The organism is Armatimonadota bacterium (genome assembly GCA_022563855.1).
Taxonomy (GTDB): Bacteria; Armatimonadota; Fimbriimonadia; order Fimbriimonadales; family Fimbriimonadaceae; genus JADFMN01.
Window position 1 is genome coordinate 108,966 of the sequence record JADFMN010000007.1, and the last position, 16,283, is coordinate 125,248.

Consider the following 16,283-nt stretch of genomic DNA (forward strand, 5'->3'; position numbering starts at 1 on the left):
TAGACTCCATCCATGAGCTTCAAGGTCGCGTCAGTACAGTTTCGCCCGGACATGGGGCGTATCGCTGACAACGTTGAGCGCATGGCGGCGATCGTCGCGCAGGCTGTGCAGGAAGAGGGTGCTGAACTCGTCTGCTTTCCAGAAACGGCGATCAGCGGGTACTACGTCGAGGGCGCGGCAAGCGAAAACGCCTTGGCCGCCGACGAAGTGTTGTCGCTGTTCTCCGAGCGGCTTTCTGGGCTCAAGCGACCCGTCGATGTGCTGGTCGGGTTTTATGAAAAGTCGGTTGGGCAGCCGCACAACTCCGCGGCGTATCTGGAGATCGGTTCGCGAGTTGTCGGCGTTTATCGAAAGTTCTTCCTGCCGACGTACACCGTGTTCGACGAGGAGCGGTTTGTCACACGCGGCACTGAGCTTGGGCTGTTCGACACGCGGCTAGGAAAGGTCGGGGTCTTGATCTGCGAAGACGTGTGGCACTCCGTTCTCAGCAGTGTGCTAGCCCTCAAAGGTGCGGAGATCATCTGCGCGCCGATAGCGTCTCCCGCCAGAGGTTTCCAGGGATCTGAGCCATCAAACGTTGAGCGGTACGAACGCATGGCTCGCGCGATCAGCGAAGAGCACGGGGTGTTCACGATCACGTCGATGTTGACCGGCTTCGAGGGCGGCAAGGGCTTGGTCGGCGGAAGCGTGATCTTCGATCCGTTCGGCGAGCGGCTGGCGAAGGGCGACATCCTAGACGACCACATGGTCGTCGCCGAAATCGATCTGTCCAAGATCGCGCAGGCACGGTCAAAGGCGCCTTTGCTGGACGACCTGAGGGAGAGTTGGGAGACGATCATGAATCTCTCGAAGGATTAGTGAGAAATGAGCATCGACTACACTGACAAGACGCTCGTGGCGCAGATTGAAAAGTACGAATTCAGCGAAAGCGAGCATGTGACGTATGCCTGGCATCTGCAGCGACGACGCTCCTTAATTATCGTTCTCGTCGTAGAGGTGATCACTTTTTTCGTTCTGAAATATAGCTTTCAGGCGAACGCGCTGACAATCGTGGTCGCCTTGATCGCTTATGCGTTGCTCCTAGCTGCCATTTATTACGTGACGATTCGGCTTTACGTTAGAAAGGCGCGAAGCCAGCCTGCCGAAATGACCGGCTCGGTGACGATTTTCGAAGACGGCATCAGATCGAACGTCAATGATTCGGAAGGTTGGATGCCGTGGACTTCATTCATCGGATACCGAATGTTGCCCTTTGGTATCGCTTTGCAAATGAACCCGGTGCTCGGCTTCATTCTCTCCAAGCGTGTCTTCAAGTCCGATGAAGATTGGTCGAAGACCTTTAAACTGGTAGAGCGCAAGCTAAAGCTAATAAAATAGCCTCGACGGAATAATCCGTCGAGCCTGTTCGCAACTTGATCGCAAGACCCTGGACTTAGCCGCCAGCGCCCTTCACCGCGAGAACCGAGTCAACCTTGACGCCCGGCCCCATCGTGCTGCTGAGCGTGATGGAGACGATGAACTTGCCCTTGGTCGAGGACGGCCGGGCTCTGTTGATCGCGTCCAGCACGGTGTTGAAGTTCTCGCGGATCTGGTCAGCCGAGTACTCGGTCTTTCCGATACCCATGTGGATGACGCCGGCTTTGTCGATCCGGTATTCGGCGCGCGTCGCGGCTTTGATCTCCTTGACCGTTTTCGCAATATCCGTGGTCACCGTGCCGTTGCGCTTGTTCGGCGTCTTCGGGCCGAGGAACTTTCCGATCTTGCCGATCTGCGGCGCCATCGCGGCAGTCGCGACCATGACGTCGAACGCCTTCCAACCGCCTTGAATCTTCTTGATCAGGTCGTCGTCGCCCACCGTGTCTGCGCCGGCTTCCTCGGCGATCTTGATGTCTTCGCCGTTTGCGAGCACCGCGACGTTAGTCTTCTTGCCCGTGCCGTGCGGGAGGTTCGTGATTCCGCGCACGTTCTGCTCGCTCTTCTTGGCGTCGATGCCCAGTCGAACGGCCATGTCGACGCTTTCTTTGAACTTTGCGGTTGCGGTCTTCTTGACGAGGTCGATCGCCTCGTTGAGGGTGTAGTACTTGAGCGGATCGACCTGTTTGTCGATCTCAGCAAAGCGCTGAGAGGTCTTGTTCTTTCTTTTCGTTTTTCTTGCCATTTTCGGCCTCGGTGGTACCTGCGGCCCTGGATGAGCCTCCCACAGATTCATGAGGATACCAGGCTAAACCGGAATCCTAGGGCCCCATCCTGCTATATGTACTACTGATGATCCTCACAACCCTACTCGCATCGGCGATCTTAGCGCCTCAGCAGAAGATCGACTTCGCCGACGCTTGGACTCGTACTAGACGAGCGATTCAGACTCGCTACTACGCGCGAGAGGCCCGCGGTGACGAGATGAAAGCCCTTTTGGACAAGTACGAGCCCCTTGCCAAGCGAGCCGTGACCAAAGCCGAGTTCTCAAGCGCCGTCGTTCAGATGATCGTGGAGTTCGGCGACTCGCACTTCGACTTCCTCACCGACGCGGATCAAGGGTTCTACGCTATCGGAGCGCTAATTGGCGGCGATCACGAACTGGACATGCCACACGTCGGAGCGTGGTTCGTCGAGCGGGACGGTCGCCAGGTCATCAGCATGGTGCTGGAGGGATCTCCCGCCGCGAATGCCGGGCTTCTTCCCGGCGATTCGATCGAGTCGGTCAACGGCAGTCCCTTCCACCCGATCAAGTCTTTGATGCCGCTGGTGGACGAGGAGGCGGAGTTCGAGATCATACTGCGCTCCGGACGACGAAAAACCGTCACGATGAACGTGCTGGAAGACGAAGGCATGGGTTTGTTCTATGACGCAACGCGCGCCAGCAAAGAGATCTTAGAGCATGACGAAAAGACGTTCGGCTATATCCATCTCTGGACGATGGCAGAGAAACGTTTCAAGACGACTTTGCACGGCTTTATCAACGGTCGCGCGAGGAATACCGACGGCTTCATCCTCGACCTTAGAGACGGGTTTGGCGGCCGACCGGAAGAGTACGCTGACCCGTTCTTCCGACCAGGGATCAACATTGAGATGAGGATCGGGAGCGGTGGGTTAGTCACAGCGTTCGGCTACTCGAAGCCGCTTGTCGTGATCATCGACAAGGGCTCGCGCAGCGCCAAGGAAGTGCTCGCATATATCCTGAAGAAATCTGGCCGGGCGACGTTGGTCGGTGAGCGCACGGGCGGCAACGTGCTCGGCACATCGCCGTTCTGGATCGGCGACTGGGCGGTTCTCGAAATCCCGATGATCGATGTCATCGTGGATGGAATTAGGCTCGAAGGCGTGGGCGTCGAGCCTCACGTCGCCGTGATCGACGAGTTCGACGCCGATGGGAACGACCTGTTCCTGGCGCGGGCATTGGAGATCTTGAGCGCTCAGACTGAGGCCCCTGGTCTAGTCGAGTTGAGAGCCGCTGGGTAACCTGCCGCCGTTCGCGCCGGGCACTGCGCGAACCGGTGACTGAATGACCAACACGTTTGCGATTCTCGGCTCTGGCATGCAGGGCACGGCCGCTGCCTACGACCTCGCGACATTTGCGCAGACCGACCGGATACTGGTTGGTGACGTTGACCTTCGACAGGCAGAGTCGTGCGCCAATCGCGTCAACGAACTGCTCGGCAAGTCGATCTGCGAAGCACACGAAGTGAACGCGATGGACGCTGCCGAGCTGGCCGACTTCTTGAAGGAGGTGGACGTCGTGGTCAGCTGCGTGCCGTACTGGATGCACCCCAGGATCGCCGAAGTCGCGATCGACACGATGACCGACATGGTCGATATGGGCGGCAACACGGACATCACGATGAAGACGCTCGATCTGGACGAGCGGGCGAAGGAGGCCGATATCTCCTTGGTGCCAGATACCGGGCTCGCGCCGGGGCTGGTCAACAACATCGGACTGTACATGGTTGAGAACCTAGACGAGTGCGATAGCGTGAAACTGTACTGCGGGGTATTGCCGCAGAACCCGCAACCTCCGTTCAACTACAAGCTGACGTTCAACATGGAGGGGCTGGTCACAGAGTACGATTACAAAGCGGTCGTCTTGCGCGACGGTGAAATCGAGATGGTCGAAACGCTCTCCGAGGTCGAGACGCTGTACATCGAGCAGCTCGGCGAGATGGAGGCGTTCGTGACATCTGGCGGCGCGTCTACTGCGCCTTACACGCTACAGGGAAAGACGCACAGCTACGAGTACAAGACGATTCGGTTCCCCGGCCACTGCAAGCTGATGAGGATCTTCAAGGACTTCGGCTTTTGGAGCGAGGAGAAGATCGACGTGCGCGGTGCAGAGGTCGTTCCGAAGGACGTTTTCAACGCAGTGTTCGGCCCGCAGCTCGCAAAGTACGTCGACAAGGATCAGTGCGCGGTCCGCGGAATTGGGGCCGGTGTGAAAGACGGAAGGGAGACCACGATTCAGATCGACATCTTCGACATGGAGTGCGAGGAAACAGGATTCACGTCGATGGAGCGGCTGACCGGCTTCTCGACCTCGATCATCGCGCAAGAAGTCGCGCAGGGGCGGGTGGCCAAGGGGGCGGTGCGTTATGAAGACGCGATGACCGGGACGGCCTTTCTGTCGCAGCTCGCCAGACGGAACATCGACATCCAGATCAAGATGACGCACGAGCTGAGCCCGACGGGGATGTAGTTCGAGCTTCCGCTTCGCTGACACGCGGCTGCGGCTGCCGGACGTTAGAATGGTGCTGATCCTGTAGAATGGAGCCGAGCATGCGCAGAACCGATCTGCTAGATACCAGCGTGGAGGCGCACCGGACGTACGTGCGGATGTTGCGCCGGATGACGCCGAAGGAAAAAGTGGCGAGAGTCATTGAGCTCGTCGAATTTACGCGGTCATTGCGGGCTGCCGGAGATAGATGGAAAGCAGATTCCAAGCGGCAGTCGTAGATTTCCTGGACGCTTGCCAGAAGTGTCGCATCGAGCCGATCATTGGCGGCTCAGTGGCGTCTTCGATCTGGGGTGAGCCGCGTGTTACGAACGACATTGATTTCATGGTTCGAATCTCCGATAACGGTGTTTGCCTCGTCAGCGAACTTCAGAACCGATTTGTCATCGAGTCCAATGCTGTGACCGAGGCAAAGTCGGACGAATCGTGGCCACGTTCGTTCCAAGCGATTCACGAAGAGTCTGTATTCAAGGTCGATGTCTTCTTGATTGACGACTCCCCGTTCGCGCGATGGGAGACAGAGGCGGCGAAACGGTTGGAGATCTTCGACGGCGTCTTTGCTCGGGTCTTGGCTCCCGAGGCGATCGCCTTGGAAAAGCTGCGCTGGTACGAGCTCTCCAACCGCGTCAGCGACCGCCAATGGAACGACGTCGTCAAACTGATCGAAACTCAGGGAGAGGAGTTCGGCACTCAGGACTTCCTGCAATGGGCCAAAGAGCTTGGCTTGGCGGAACTGGCCCGCGAGGCACTGGCTGAAGTTGGCGGTCACGCCAACCGCTCTTAGGCGGAGACGCGCGAGACCAAGCCTGTGCCGATCTCAGCAGCGCAGCGGGCTCGCTCCTTCCGACTCTAGCGATATACTGGGAGTAAGATGAACAGGCGAGAGTTCCTCTATCTTCTGGGGGGTACGGCAGTTGGCGCGGGTGGACTTGCCGGCGGCCTCTGGCTCAAGAACCGCCCGTCGGCGGGACCAGGCGCATTGTCGCTCGACGTCAACGACATCCACTCCAAGCTGAACGCTGCGAGAGTCAGGGCGATCGAACGTCCGGAAACGCTCGAGGAGGTGCTGGGCATCGTTCGCAGGGCCGTGCGAGAGAAGGAGACGCTCTGCGTCTCGGGTTCGCGCCACGCGATGGGCGGCCAGCAGTTCGCCGACGGCGCGACCCTTCTGGACACAAGAGGACTGAAGTCGGTGATGGATCTGGACACGAAGGCCGGCCTGATACAAGTGGAAGCAGGGATCGAGTGGCCTGAGCTTGTGGAGGAGCTAGCCTCCCGGCAGAAAGGGACGCCGGACTACTGGACCATTCGCAGCAAGCAGACCGGCGCGGACAAGCTCACTCTCGGCGGCGCGATCTCAGCGAACGCGCACGGGCGAGCTCTGAGCCACCCTCCGATAGTCGCCGACATGGCCGAACTTCTCATCGTCAACGCGGACGGAGAGACTGTCATCGCCAGCCGCGACGACAACGGGGAGCTGTTCAGCCTGGCAACGGGCGGGTACGGACTGTTCGGCCTTGTGCACTCGGTCGTGTATCGTCTTGAGAGGCGGCAAAAAATACAGAGGATCGTCGAAATCCTCGACGCCGACCAAGTCATGTCGACCTTCGAGGAAAGGATAGCAGATGGGTACACGTCAGGCGACTGGCAGTACGCCATCGATGAGAGCACAGACGACTATCTGCACAAAGGGGTCTTCTCGTGCTACAAGCCTGTTCCGATCGATACGGAGATCGAGGACGACCAGGTCGGCGTCTCGGATCGCGCGTGGAAGGAGCTCGTCTACCTGGCGCATACGGACAAGGCCAGGGGCTTCCAACTGTACTCCGACTTCTATATGGAGTCGTCTGGCCAGGTGTACTGGTCAGACACGTCGCAGATCGGCGGGTACGACGTCGATTACCACGTCGATACGGACCGCAGGATGAAAGCGATCGACCCGGCAACAGAAATGATCACCGAGATCTACGTGCCGCGCGACCGTCTCGTGGATTTCTTGGACGCGACCGCCGTGGAGTTTAGAAAAGTCAAAGCGAACGTTATCTACGGCACGGTTCGGCTGATCGAGAAGGACGATGTGTCGTTTCTAGCGTGGGCGAAGCAGCCCTACGCGTGCATCATTTTCAATCTTCATGTCGTGCACACAGAGGAGAAGATCGCTGAAGCAGCGGACGCGTTCCGACTCCTCATCGACCTGGCGATCGAACGGGGCGGAAGCTACTATCTCACTTACCATCGCTGGGCGAGGAAGGATCAGATTCTAGCGTGTTATCCTCAGTTCCCGGAGTTCCTCCAAAAGAAGGCGTCCTACGACCCTGAACGGCTGTTCCAGAGCGACTGGTACCGGCATTACGTCGAAATGTTCGATGCCTAGGCGGCGTTCCACCCAGCTGCGAGGCCAGGATCGAGTTACAGCTCAATGCCCAGATTCGTGGGTGCGAGGCTCCCTTTGACACAGCCATCTCCCCCGCTCGCGTCCTGATCTCCCGCTCCCTTCCAGCGGTAAAATCAGGCTCAGCCACCCACATGGACCAGGCACACATCCGCAACTTCTGCATCATTGCCCACATCGACCACGGCAAGTCGACGCTCGCAGACCGAATCCTCGAGCGGACCGGCGTCGTGCGCGGCAAGGCGAAGGAGCAGATGCTCGACACGATGGACCTGGAGCGCGAGCGCGGGATCACGATCAAGATGACCGCCGTGCGGCTGGAGTACAAGGCGAGGAACGGCGAGACGTACCAGCTCAACCTGATCGACACCCCGGGGCACGTGGACTTCACGTATGAGGTCAGCCGCGCCCTCTATGCCTGCGAAGGCGCGGTGCTGGTCGTGGACGCGACGCAAGGGGTCGAAGCGCAGACGATCGCGAACGCCGGACTGGCGATGAATCAAAACCTCGAGATCATCCCGGTCATCAACAAGACCGATCTGCCGCACGCGGACGTCGAGCAGGCGAAGGAGGAGATCGAGAACGCGCTGATGATCGACGCGAGCGACGCGATTCCGTGCAGCGCGAAGACTGGCGAGGGCGTCGAGGACATTCTGGAAGCGATCGTCGAGCGGGTTCCGCCGCCGTCTGGCGATCCCGACGCGCCGCTGCGCGCCCTCATTTTTGATTCGCACTTCGACAGCTATCAGGGCGCGGTCGCGTATGTGCGCGTTGTTGACGGCGCGGTGAGGACTGGCGACACGATCCAGATGATGTCGTCCGGCAAGAATTTCGACGTGGACGACGTCGGAGTGTTCCAGCCGAAGCTGAAGCGCGGCGAATCGCTGCACGCCGGCGAGGTCGGCTTCATCACAGGCGCGATCAAGAACATCGGCGACGCGGCGGTCGGCGACACGATCACGCTCGCCGCAGACCCTGCAGCAGAGCCTTTGATGGGGTACCGCGAGGCGAAGCCGATGGTTTTCTGCGGGCTGTACCCGACGGACAGCGACTCCTACGCCGACTTGCGCGATGCTATCGAAAAGTTGAAGATGAACGACGCGAGCTTGCACTTCGAACCTGAGACTTCAGCGGCTCTGGGGTTCGGTTTCCGGTGCGGGTTCCTCGGCCTTCTGCACATGGAGATCGCGCGCGAAAGGCTTGAGCGAGAGTTCGATCTCGACCTGATCCTGACCGCGCCGAGCGTCGACTACGTCGTGCAGCGCAAGAAGGGCGAGGATCTGCACGTCAGCAACCCGAGCGAGATGCCGGAGCCGACGATGATCGCCGGGATCAAGGAGCCGATGGTCGACGCCACGATCATGGTCCCGACCGAGTACATCGGCACCATCATGAAGCTGTGCCAAGATCGGCGCGGGGTTTTCGTAAAAACTGAGTACCCCTCGCCAAACCGCGCGATGCTGCACTATACGCTGCCGCTCAGCGAGATTCTTCTCGACTTCTTCGACAAACTAAAGTCCACGACGAAGGGGTATGCGTCGTTCGACTACGAGTTAAAGGGGTACGAGCCGGCCGATCTGGTCAAGGTTGACATCAAGCTGAACGGCGACCCTGTGGACGCGCTGTCGTTCATCGTGAGCCGCGAGTTCTCCTATAATCGCGGCAAAGCGATGGTCGCGCAGCTCCGAAAAGTCGTCCCGCGCCAGCAGTACGAAGTTCGTATCCAGGCCGCGATCGGGCAGAAGGTGATCGCAGCGGACACGATCAAACCGTTCCGCAAGAACGTCATCGCCAAGTGCTACGGCGGCGACGTCACCCGCAAGCGCAAGCTGCTCGAAAAGCAGAAGAAGGGCAAGAAGCGGATGAAGAGCATCGGCAAGATCGAGGTCCCGCAAGAAGCGTTCATGAGCGTGCTCAAGGTCGCGGAGTAGAATCTACACATGGGCAACGAACGGCCCAAGCAATACGGCATCAACAAGCTGCGCGAGACGTGGGTCGTCAAGGAGTCGGTGCGCAGGTCGATGCAGGCGAACCGCAGCACGGAGACCGAACCGGAGAGAATCCTGAGATCGGCTCTGTGGGATGCGGGGCTGCGCGGATACCGGAAGAACGTGCGCAGGCTCCCCGGTTCTCCCGACATCGTCTTCGGGCCTTTGAAGCTCGCGGTTTTCGTACACGGGTGCTACTGGCACCGGTGCGCAAAGTGCACGCGCAACATTCATCCGAAGACGAACAGCAAGTACTGGAAAGCGAAGTTCGATGGCAACGTCGCCCGAGACAAAAGAAACAGAGCTACACTGAAAAAGATGGGCTACACAGTGATCGTCGCGTGGGAGTGTGAGGTGCGCAAGAACGTCGATCGAGTCGTGCGGAAAGTGGAGAAAGCTCTCAGAGAGTCAGATTCTTGAGTACTGTCTTATAGAGCAGTATCCCATCGATGAGATTCTGTATGCGGATGTTCTCGTTCGCTCCGTGCTGGTTGTTGTCGTGGTTGGCGATCGGGAGGATTGCGGCGGGCTTGTCGGCCGTGGCGACGATCTTGCTGATGGGAACAGAGCCACCGAGCATTGGGTTGACGACGAGGTCTTTTTTATGGTGCTTTGCGGCCTTGATGAGACTCTGAGCGAATGGTGAGGAAAGAGGCGTCCGGGCAGCCTCGTAGCCGTGTCCCCACTCCATCTTGACGACCTTCTCGTGATTTCTCAGCGCCTCCTTCTCCGGATCCTGTTTGACGATGTGATACCGTTGTTTCTCGACATGCCTTTCGATGTCCTCCCGCACTTGGGCGACGGTTTGATCCGGCACGAGACGGATGTCCATCGACGAGTGCGCGGTCTGCATGATCGCATTGGTCGCCTCGTTTCGTACGTGCCCCGCTTGAATGCCGTGCAGGTTGATCGCTGGGCGCATTGTTGATAGGCTCAGTCCCGATTCACCGTCTTCTGGGCCGTTGACTCCCAACTCCTCGAGGAGTGTTGCGTCGTTGGCGGGCATGGCGTCGATGGCCTGTATTTCTTCTGCGGTCAACTTCAACACGCGGTCGCTGTAAGCGTCGATCGTCACAAAACCTCGGTCGTCGCGCATCGATGAGAGGAGGTGGACGAGCCTCATCGCGGGGTTTGGAATCCAGTTGCCAAAGTGACCGCTGTGGAGCGTTCTCGACGGGCCGTAAACCGTCATCTGAAGAGAGACGACCCCGCGCGCTCCGAAGATGACCTGTTGTTTTCTCGATGGGTGCACCGGGCCATCGCAGATCAACCATGCGTCAACGTTTTCGGTCTCGGGCACTTTTGCGAGCAGGTCTTGGAAGTTTGTCGAACCGCTCTCCTCCTCGCCCTCGGTAATCACGAGCAGATTGCACGCCGGTCGGTCATCGCCGAGCAAATCGAGGGCAGAGCAAAGGGCCTGTGTTGGCGCTTTGTCGTCGCTTGTGCAACGTGCGTAAAGGCGGTAGTCGGCTTCGTCGACGTCGCTGATGGATTCGACTCGTGGTGCGCCGTCTTCGGCGATCCCTGCGTGCAGTGTCGGCGTCCATGGGTCGTTCACCCAGTTCGGTTGATTGACCGGTTGACCATCGTAATGGCTGTAGATCGCGACGGTTTTTTCTGCTCCGAAATCCAGTTTGCCGACAACAAGCGGTGCGGCACCGTCCTGATCGACCAACCTCACATCGAGATCTCGCTTTGATAGCATCGCCGCAATCTGCTTCGCGCACTTCCTTAGTCCGTCCGGCGAAGAAGCTACAGAAGGAATTCGCAGAATGCCCGCGAACTCTTCTAAGATCGCTGGCAGACTCTCAATGACGCGCTGTCGATCGGACATTCGAGCCGAGGCTACCCTTCGTCGCCTTCCCACAGGAAGAACGGGTTGCCGTCGACGTAGTACAGAAACTCGCGACCGATCATGCTAGTCGCCCCAATCCGCAGACATCCGGTTGAACCGGATGTTGTTCGACCTCATAATCGAGACAAAAACGGCGGTTACCTTACCGTCCTTGCGCTCGAACTGGAGCGTGAAGGGCGAAAGCGACCCGCGGTCGGCGACGACCATTTCAATTTTGGTCGGGTCCATGAACTTGTCCGTCTTCGCCCACAGCTCGCCGTCCCTTTCGAAGACCGTCAGCACCACCTCCATCTCGACGCTGTAGTACCGTCCAGACAGCGTCTTGATGTCCTCATCCGAAAGCTCGAACGGGTCCATCGGAGACAGCTCAAACGTCTGCCCGCCCTGGCTGAAAGTGATGCTTGATATCGCCCCTTCTTCGTCACGGTTGAAAACTGCAGTCGCTTCAACGACTTTGAGGAAGAAGTGATCCTTCTCGCTGCAGAATATCTCGATCTTCGGCTGCCCCGTGACCTGAATTTTTAGTTTGCCTTCGTCGATCAGAAACTCCATGACCGCGCGATCCAACAGGTTGTAACGCCCTACGTACTCCTTTATCTCCTCTGCAGTAAGCTCGATTTCGCCCTTTGCTGCCAACGCCTCCTCCGGATCGATGACGTCCGCGAGCAGATACCGCGCGATCTTATCGTTGATCGATTTGGCGAGCTGCGTACCGTCGTTGCCGAACGTGTAGACCGCCAGATCGTGCTCTGGAAAGGTGCTCACCTGGGCGTGAAAACCGATAAAGTCCCCGCCGTGCTGCACTCGATCCACGCCATCCAAATCGTCGATGAACAGTGCCAAACCGTAGCTGGATTCATCTCCCGACGCCAACTTGGCCTTGGTCTGCATCCGCTCGATCACCGACTGTGGCCCGAGCTTGTTGTGCTTCCAGTTCTCCGTCCAGAGCATCATGTCGTGCAGAGTCGTGATCAGGCCGCCCGCGCCGGCCACCGCAAGCGGAACGACTCCGGCGAGCAGGCCGTCCTCCGGCGACTCGACATACCCGTACGCCTTGTGCATGATCAGCTGCCGGAAGTCGTCTTGGAACACCGTTGCGTTCATGCCCAGCGGCTCGAAGACGTTCTCCTTTGCAAACTCGCGCAGCGATTCACCGGAGATTTGCTCGACCAGTTCGGCCAGCAAGAAGTAACCCGTGTTCGAGTAACTGAACGCTTGACCCGGAGGGAAATTGGTGTCGATCTGTCGCCGGAGCACGTCCATCACGTCGTCGTTGTCGAAGACTTGCTGTCCAGAAATCGCCATCAGGCCGAAGTAGTCGCGGATGCCGCTTGTGTGCTGCATCAGTTGCTTGATCGTCATTCCGTTCTTCGCAGCAGGTATGCCAGAAAAGTGCTTGCTCACCGGGTCGTCGATCGAGAGCTCTCCTCGATCCTCCAAGATCAGCACGCACATCGCCGTGAACTGCTTGGACACGCTGCCGACGTCGAACAACGTATTCACAGTATTGGGGACGCCGTTTTCGACGTTCGCAAGACCGTAGGCTTTGGCGAAGATCATCTTGCCGTCCTTGACGATCCCGACGACGCCTCCCGGCGCATCGGTTACGTCCCACTTCTCGCAGATCGAGTCGATCTTCTCGGTCAAGGAGATCGGCGCAGTCTGCTGCTGGCCGGCCAAAACCGCGGCTGAGAGTGATACGAGAGCAACGACAGCGATTGAGCGACGGATGAGCGACATATCTGTAATCAGTACGGTTGGTGGATGGCGTCGGTTGCTAGCGCGACGACTGTTGGCCCGGGGTAACTCGCTTCATCGACTGCAGCAGGACGCGGCCTGGGCCGGTCAAGTGGACCATGAACAGGCCTTCCCCGCCGAAGACGATCTTGCGGCAGCCCGCGACTCCTCGGATGTTGTAGTCCACGCTATCCGCGAAGGCCGCGAGGTTGCCGGTGCTGACCAGCATCTCCTCGCCCGGCTCGAGATTGCGTTCGACGAAGTCGCCCGCGCCGTGTATCAAGGCAGTTCCGGTGCCGCTGATCCGTTGCAGGAAGAGCCCCGCGCCGCCGAAGAACGCCGCGCCCGCACGACGGGCCATCGTGACGTCGATCTTGACGGCCTCGCCCCACGCCGCGACGAACGAGCCCCGCGTCGTGACCACAGCCCCGTCGTTAGTGAGGTCCCATGGCATGATCTTTCCGGGCTGGTTCGCGGTCAGGCTGACCTTCTGGCCGGTGCGCGAGCTTTCGATGTAGGTCATCGTGATGCCTTCGCCGCTCAGCATCCGGCTGCCGACGGCCGTGATGTCGCCGGGGACCTTGAGGTGCCACTGGAGGTCTACGTCCATCTGCAGGATCGATCCCTTGCTCGCCCAAGTCGACTCTCCTGCTATGAACTCAAGATGCGCGACCTGCGCCAGTTCGCCTACGATGCGGTAGTCCATGCGTATGATCTTACGCTATCCCAAGGCCTTGCTTGCGGCCTCCGCCCGTGATCTACTTGCGACGGCCCGATCGGTTTCGCGCGATAAGAGCCATATTGGTCCGGCAGATGTCCTCAGTCGCGTTTCCGACGGGTGTCTGGCATGTACTTGTGTTTGCGAAAGCTGAAGATCAGGACCAAGATCGAGAAGACCGCTAACGAACCCACCGTGATCATCACGACTACGACCGGCTGCTGAATCACATACCAGAACGGCGCCGACGTACTGCGAATACCGGTTGAGTCCAGTCTGACGAAAGTCGTATCCAGGTAATTCCTCGATTGGCTCTTCGCGTCAATAGTCAGTTGATACGCACTGCCGGTCTGTCCTTTGACGCCGATGCTGAAATTCTCCGGCTGGTAGCACCCGTACTCGTCGGTCCACTCCCCAGGAGGTACTTCGAACTCCTCTGCCTTCTCTCCGTCGCACGACACGATCAACGTCATCGTGCTATTCGTGTCGTTGAACACGTAAAGCCTTGATATCTTGCTGCAACTACCCAGCAGCAGACAGATCGCGGCAACGGCCCATAACATGCGAGCCCTTCTCACGACCCCAGTGTATCACCGCGTGCCCTGCCATACTCTCTGGCAGTGTTCAAGCGGCTGATGCACAGCGTGGACCGCATGCTGCGGCGTGGGGTCATCGACGATGCGCTCTATGAAGAGCTCGAGGAAGCGCTGCTGCAGGCCGACACCAACGTCAACACCGTGCAAGACATCCTCGACGATCTTCGCAAGGACGTGCGGTCGAACAAAATCCGCGACGCGAAAGGGATCAAATTAGCTTTGCAGGAGTCGATCGCTGGTCGCTTTTCACAAAGCGATTCGTCCCTTGCCGTCGGCGCTTCGTCTCCGACTGTTTACCTTTTCGTAGGCGTAAACGGTGTCGGAAAAACGACGACGATCGGCAAGCTCGCTCACCGCCTGACTCGTGCGGGCCGCAGCGTGCTTCTGGCGTCTGGCGATACGTTCAGGGCAGCGGCGATAGAGCAGCTGCAGGTGTGGGCGGACCGTTCCGGTTCCGAGGTCGTTAGCGCACAGGCAGGGGCCGATCCTGCGTCGGTCGTGTTCGACGCGGTTGCAGCCGCGAAAGCGCGCAAAATCGATTACGTTCTGGCCGACACTGCAGGCCGGCAGCACACGAAGGGAACGTTGATGGCGCAGCTGAAGAAGGTCGTTACGATCACAGAGCGAGCGCTCGGCCGCAAGCCAGACGAGGTTCTGCTCGTGCTAGATGCGAACACCGGCCAGAACGCGATCAGGCAGGCGGAGGAGTTCATCAAATCCGCAGGCGTCACCGGACTGATCCTGACAAAGCTCGACGGCACGTCGCGCGGCGGCGCGCTCATCGGCGTTTGGGACCGGTTCCACGTACCGATCAAACTGATTGGAGACGGCGAGAAAGTAGAGGATCTGCGGGACTTCGACTCGGCGGCTTTCGCCGAGCAGTTGTTCGTCTGATTCATACCCCCTCCCTAACCTTTGCACGTCATGGCTCTCCACCGGAGACCCTTGACGGCAAATCCCAAGGGGGAGGGGACTCGTCCGGACGCAACCTGAAGGATGCGGCTACATTCGGCGGCTTCCGTCGAGCAGCTGTTCGACTGATCGTATAGGTCGTATAGGACTTCTTCGACCTAAACGATCTTTCTGAACTGGTGCTTGCCGACTTTGAGGACTTTCCCTTTTAAGTCGTCCGGGGGAAAGGAGGCGAAGCCGTCGGTGACTTTCTCTCCCTCGATAGAGACCGCGCCAGCCTTCATCAGCCGCCGCGCTTCGCCGTTGCTCTTCGCCATTCCGAGCCTGGCGATCATCGCGGCGAGACCGACCTGGCCATCGTCGTTGATCGCTTGCGGGGGGATCGCAGCCTCTTCGGCTTCGACCGGCTGTTTGCGCTTGCTGAACGTCTCTACGAAGTACTTTTCCGCCTCATCCGCCGCTTTCACGTCGTGGTAGAGCGCGACGATCTCCTTCGCTAGGCGCATCTTCGCGTCGCGCGGGTTCTTCCCCTCGCCTAGAAGACCGCGCACTTCGTCCATGGGCACGTCTGTGCATAGCTCGAACCAGCTCTCGATCAGGTCGTCGGGGATCGACATGGTCTTGCCGAACATCTCGTTCGGAGGGGCCATGATCGAAACGTAGTTCGTCAGCGACTGCGACATCTTGTCCTTGCCGTCGGTGCCGATGAGCAGCGGGCAGAGCACGACGACCTGCGGCTGTTGGTCGTACTGACCTTGCAAGTCGCGACCAACGAGGTTGTTGAACTTCTGGTCGGTGCCGCCCAGCTCGACGTCCGCCTCGATCTCGACCGAGTCGAGTCCTTGACAGAGCGGGTAGAGGATTTCGTGCATGGAAATCGGCTTCTGCTCTTTGAGCCGGTTGGTGAAGTCGTCGCGCTCGAGGATCCGGGCGACCGTGTAGCGCGAGCACAGCTTGATCACCGCTTCGAAGTCCATCTTTCCCAGCCAGTCGCGGTTGTAGAGGATCTCCGTCTTGTCGGGGTCGAGGATTTTGAACAGCTGCGTCTTGATCGCTTCGACGTTGGCCTCGATCGCTTCGCGTTCGAGTCCCCTTCGCACCTTGGTCTTGCCGCTCGGGTCGCCGATCATCGCGGTGAAGTCGCCGATGATGAGGCACGCCGTGTGCCCGAGCCGCTGGAAGTCGCGGAGCTTGCGCAGCACGACCGCCCATCCGAGCGTCACGTCGCGCGCAGTGGGATCGACACCAAGCTTGATGCGAAGGGGCCTGCCGAGCTTGAGCTTCTCAGCGAGGTCTTCCTCGCTGATGATCTCGGTCGTGCCACGACGGAGTACCACAAGCTGCTCTTCGATGGTCATTCGCGGG

16 protein-coding genes are annotated in these 16,283 nt (G+C 59.1%); 10 read left to right on the top strand and 6 right to left on the bottom strand.

Annotated elements, in window-relative coordinates; all coding sequences use genetic code 11:
* The first annotated feature begins 12 nt into the window (after nt 1-12).
* On the top strand, nt 13-858 hold the full coding sequence (locus IH944_10035) for a beta-ureidopropionase (protein MCH7904891.1): 846 nt from the start codon (nt 13-15) through the stop codon (nt 856-858).
* 6 nt (nt 859-864) lie between these two features.
* Nucleotides 865-1,377: a YcxB family protein gene (locus IH944_10040; protein ID MCH7904892.1), complete on the top strand. Its 513-nt coding sequence runs from the start codon at nt 865-867 to the stop codon at nt 1,375-1,377.
* Nucleotides 1,378-1,432: 55 nt separating this feature from the next.
* Here IH944_10040 and rplA read toward each other — a convergent pair whose 3' ends face one another.
* Nucleotides 1,433-2,158 carry a 50S ribosomal protein L1 gene (gene rplA / locus IH944_10045; GenBank protein ID MCH7904893.1) on the bottom strand — a complete coding sequence of 242 codons (726 nt, stop codon included), beginning with the start codon at nt 2,156-2,158 and terminating at the stop codon, nt 1,433-1,435.
* Between the two features lie 107 nt (nt 2,159-2,265).
* Here rplA and IH944_10050 point away from each other — a divergent pair, with 107 nt between their 5' ends.
* The 7 genes from IH944_10050 to IH944_10080 all read left to right on the top strand — a co-directional run bounded on the left by IH944_10050 (nt 2,266) and on the right by IH944_10080 (nt 9,520).
* Nucleotides 2,266-3,456, top strand: a complete 1,191-nt coding sequence (locus tag IH944_10050; protein ID MCH7904894.1) for a PDZ domain-containing protein — start codon at nt 2,266-2,268, stop codon at nt 3,454-3,456.
* Between the two features lie 43 nt (nt 3,457-3,499).
* The gene (locus IH944_10055; GenBank protein ID MCH7904895.1) at nt 3,500-4,684 is read left to right on the top strand and encodes a saccharopine dehydrogenase NADP-binding domain-containing protein; all 1,185 of its coding nucleotides are present in this window, start codon (nt 3,500-3,502) and stop codon (nt 4,682-4,684) included.
* A gap of 80 nt (nt 4,685-4,764) precedes the next feature.
* Nucleotides 4,765-4,941 carry a hypothetical protein gene (locus tag IH944_10060; GenBank protein ID MCH7904896.1) on the top strand — a complete coding sequence of 59 codons (177 nt, stop codon included), beginning with the start codon at nt 4,765-4,767 and terminating at the stop codon, nt 4,939-4,941.
* Nucleotides 4,911-5,504, top strand: a complete 594-nt coding sequence (locus tag IH944_10065; protein ID MCH7904897.1) for a hypothetical protein — start codon at nt 4,911-4,913, stop codon at nt 5,502-5,504. Before IH944_10060 ends, IH944_10065 begins: the two co-directional genes overlap by 31 nt.
* Before the next feature lie 87 nt (nt 5,505-5,591).
* Nucleotides 5,592-7,094, top strand: a complete 1,503-nt coding sequence (locus tag IH944_10070) for an FAD-binding oxidoreductase (GenBank protein ID MCH7904898.1) — start codon at nt 5,592-5,594, stop codon at nt 7,092-7,094.
* Nucleotides 7,095-7,246: 152 nt separating this feature from the next.
* A complete protein-coding gene (gene lepA / locus IH944_10075; GenBank protein MCH7904899.1) occupies nt 7,247-9,043 on the top strand; it encodes an elongation factor 4 in 1,797 nt (598 codons plus the stop codon).
* A gap of 9 nt (nt 9,044-9,052) precedes the next feature.
* Complete coding sequence (locus IH944_10080; protein ID MCH7904900.1) at nt 9,053-9,520, top strand: very short patch repair endonuclease; 468 nt, start codon at nt 9,053-9,055, stop codon at nt 9,518-9,520.
* Here the strand turns inward: IH944_10080 and IH944_10085 are convergent.
* From IH944_10085 to IH944_10100, 4 genes are all read right to left on the bottom strand, one after another.
* Nucleotides 9,501-10,934 (bottom strand): M20/M25/M40 family metallo-hydrolase, encoded by a 1,434-nt coding sequence (locus IH944_10085; GenBank protein MCH7904901.1) that lies wholly within the window; start codon nt 10,932-10,934, stop codon nt 9,501-9,503. The genes IH944_10080 and IH944_10085 overlap by 20 nt on opposite strands.
* A gap of 84 nt (nt 10,935-11,018) precedes the next feature.
* Nucleotides 11,019-12,695 carry a serine hydrolase gene (locus IH944_10090; protein MCH7904902.1) on the bottom strand — a complete coding sequence of 559 codons (1,677 nt, stop codon included), beginning with the start codon at nt 12,693-12,695 and terminating at the stop codon, nt 11,019-11,021.
* 37 nt (nt 12,696-12,732) lie between these two features.
* Nucleotides 12,733-13,398 (bottom strand): AIM24 family protein, encoded by a 666-nt coding sequence (locus IH944_10095; protein ID MCH7904903.1) that lies wholly within the window; start codon nt 13,396-13,398, stop codon nt 12,733-12,735.
* A 113-nt stretch (nt 13,399-13,511) separates the two neighbouring features.
* Entirely contained in the window at nt 13,512-13,973 is a 462-nt protein-coding gene (locus IH944_10100; protein ID MCH7904904.1) for a hypothetical protein, read from the bottom strand.
* A gap of 57 nt (nt 13,974-14,030) precedes the next feature.
* Here IH944_10100 and ftsY point away from each other — a divergent pair, with 57 nt between their 5' ends.
* Nucleotides 14,031-14,900 carry a signal recognition particle-docking protein FtsY gene (gene ftsY / locus IH944_10105; GenBank protein ID MCH7904905.1) on the top strand — a complete coding sequence of 290 codons (870 nt, stop codon included), beginning with the start codon at nt 14,031-14,033 and terminating at the stop codon, nt 14,898-14,900.
* 176 nt (nt 14,901-15,076) lie between these two features.
* On the opposite strand, the gene IH944_10110 is transcribed toward ftsY, so the two are convergent.
* Entirely contained in the window at nt 15,077-16,276 is a 1,200-nt protein-coding gene (locus IH944_10110) for a tyrosine--tRNA ligase (GenBank protein MCH7904906.1), read from the bottom strand.
* Nucleotides 16,277-16,283: the final 7 nt, after the last annotated feature.

What these genes read in the sequence shown, in the direction of transcription:
- IH944_10055 (MCH7904895.1), top strand. Translation starts at nt 3,500, where the DNA reads ATGACCAACACGTTTGCGATTCTCGGCTCTGGCATGCAGGGCACGGCC.
- IH944_10050 (MCH7904894.1), top strand. Translation starts at nt 2,266, where the DNA reads ATGATCCTCACAACCCTACTCGCATCGGCGATCTTAGCGCCTCAGCAG.
- lepA (MCH7904899.1), top strand. Translation starts at nt 7,247, where the DNA reads ATGGACCAGGCACACATCCGCAACTTCTGCATCATTGCCCACATCGAC.
- IH944_10110 (MCH7904906.1), bottom strand. Translation starts at nt 16,276, where the DNA reads ATGACCATCGAAGAGCAGCTTGTGGTACTCCGTCGTGGCACGACCGAG.
- IH944_10090 (MCH7904902.1), bottom strand. Translation starts at nt 12,695, where the DNA reads ATGTCGCTCATCCGTCGCTCAATCGCTGTCGTTGCTCTCGTATCACTC.
- IH944_10040 (MCH7904892.1), top strand. Translation starts at nt 865, where the DNA reads ATGAGCATCGACTACACTGACAAGACGCTCGTGGCGCAGATTGAAAAG.
- IH944_10035 (MCH7904891.1), top strand. Translation starts at nt 13, where the DNA reads ATGAGCTTCAAGGTCGCGTCAGTACAGTTTCGCCCGGACATGGGGCGT.
- IH944_10070 (MCH7904898.1), top strand. Translation starts at nt 5,592, where the DNA reads ATGAACAGGCGAGAGTTCCTCTATCTTCTGGGGGGTACGGCAGTTGGC.
- IH944_10060 (MCH7904896.1), top strand. Translation starts at nt 4,765, where the DNA reads ATGCGCAGAACCGATCTGCTAGATACCAGCGTGGAGGCGCACCGGACG.
- IH944_10065 (MCH7904897.1), top strand. Translation starts at nt 4,911, where the DNA reads ATGGAAAGCAGATTCCAAGCGGCAGTCGTAGATTTCCTGGACGCTTGC.
- IH944_10080 (MCH7904900.1), top strand. Translation starts at nt 9,053, where the DNA reads ATGGGCAACGAACGGCCCAAGCAATACGGCATCAACAAGCTGCGCGAG.
- rplA (MCH7904893.1), bottom strand. Translation starts at nt 2,158, where the DNA reads ATGGCAAGAAAAACGAAAAGAAAGAACAAGACCTCTCAGCGCTTTGCT.
- IH944_10095 (MCH7904903.1), bottom strand. Translation starts at nt 13,398, where the DNA reads ATGGACTACCGCATCGTAGGCGAACTGGCGCAGGTCGCGCATCTTGAG.
- IH944_10085 (MCH7904901.1), bottom strand. Translation starts at nt 10,934, where the DNA reads ATGTCCGATCGACAGCGCGTCATTGAGAGTCTGCCAGCGATCTTAGAA.
- IH944_10100 (MCH7904904.1), bottom strand. Translation starts at nt 13,973, where the DNA reads ATGTTATGGGCCGTTGCCGCGATCTGTCTGCTGCTGGGTAGTTGCAGC.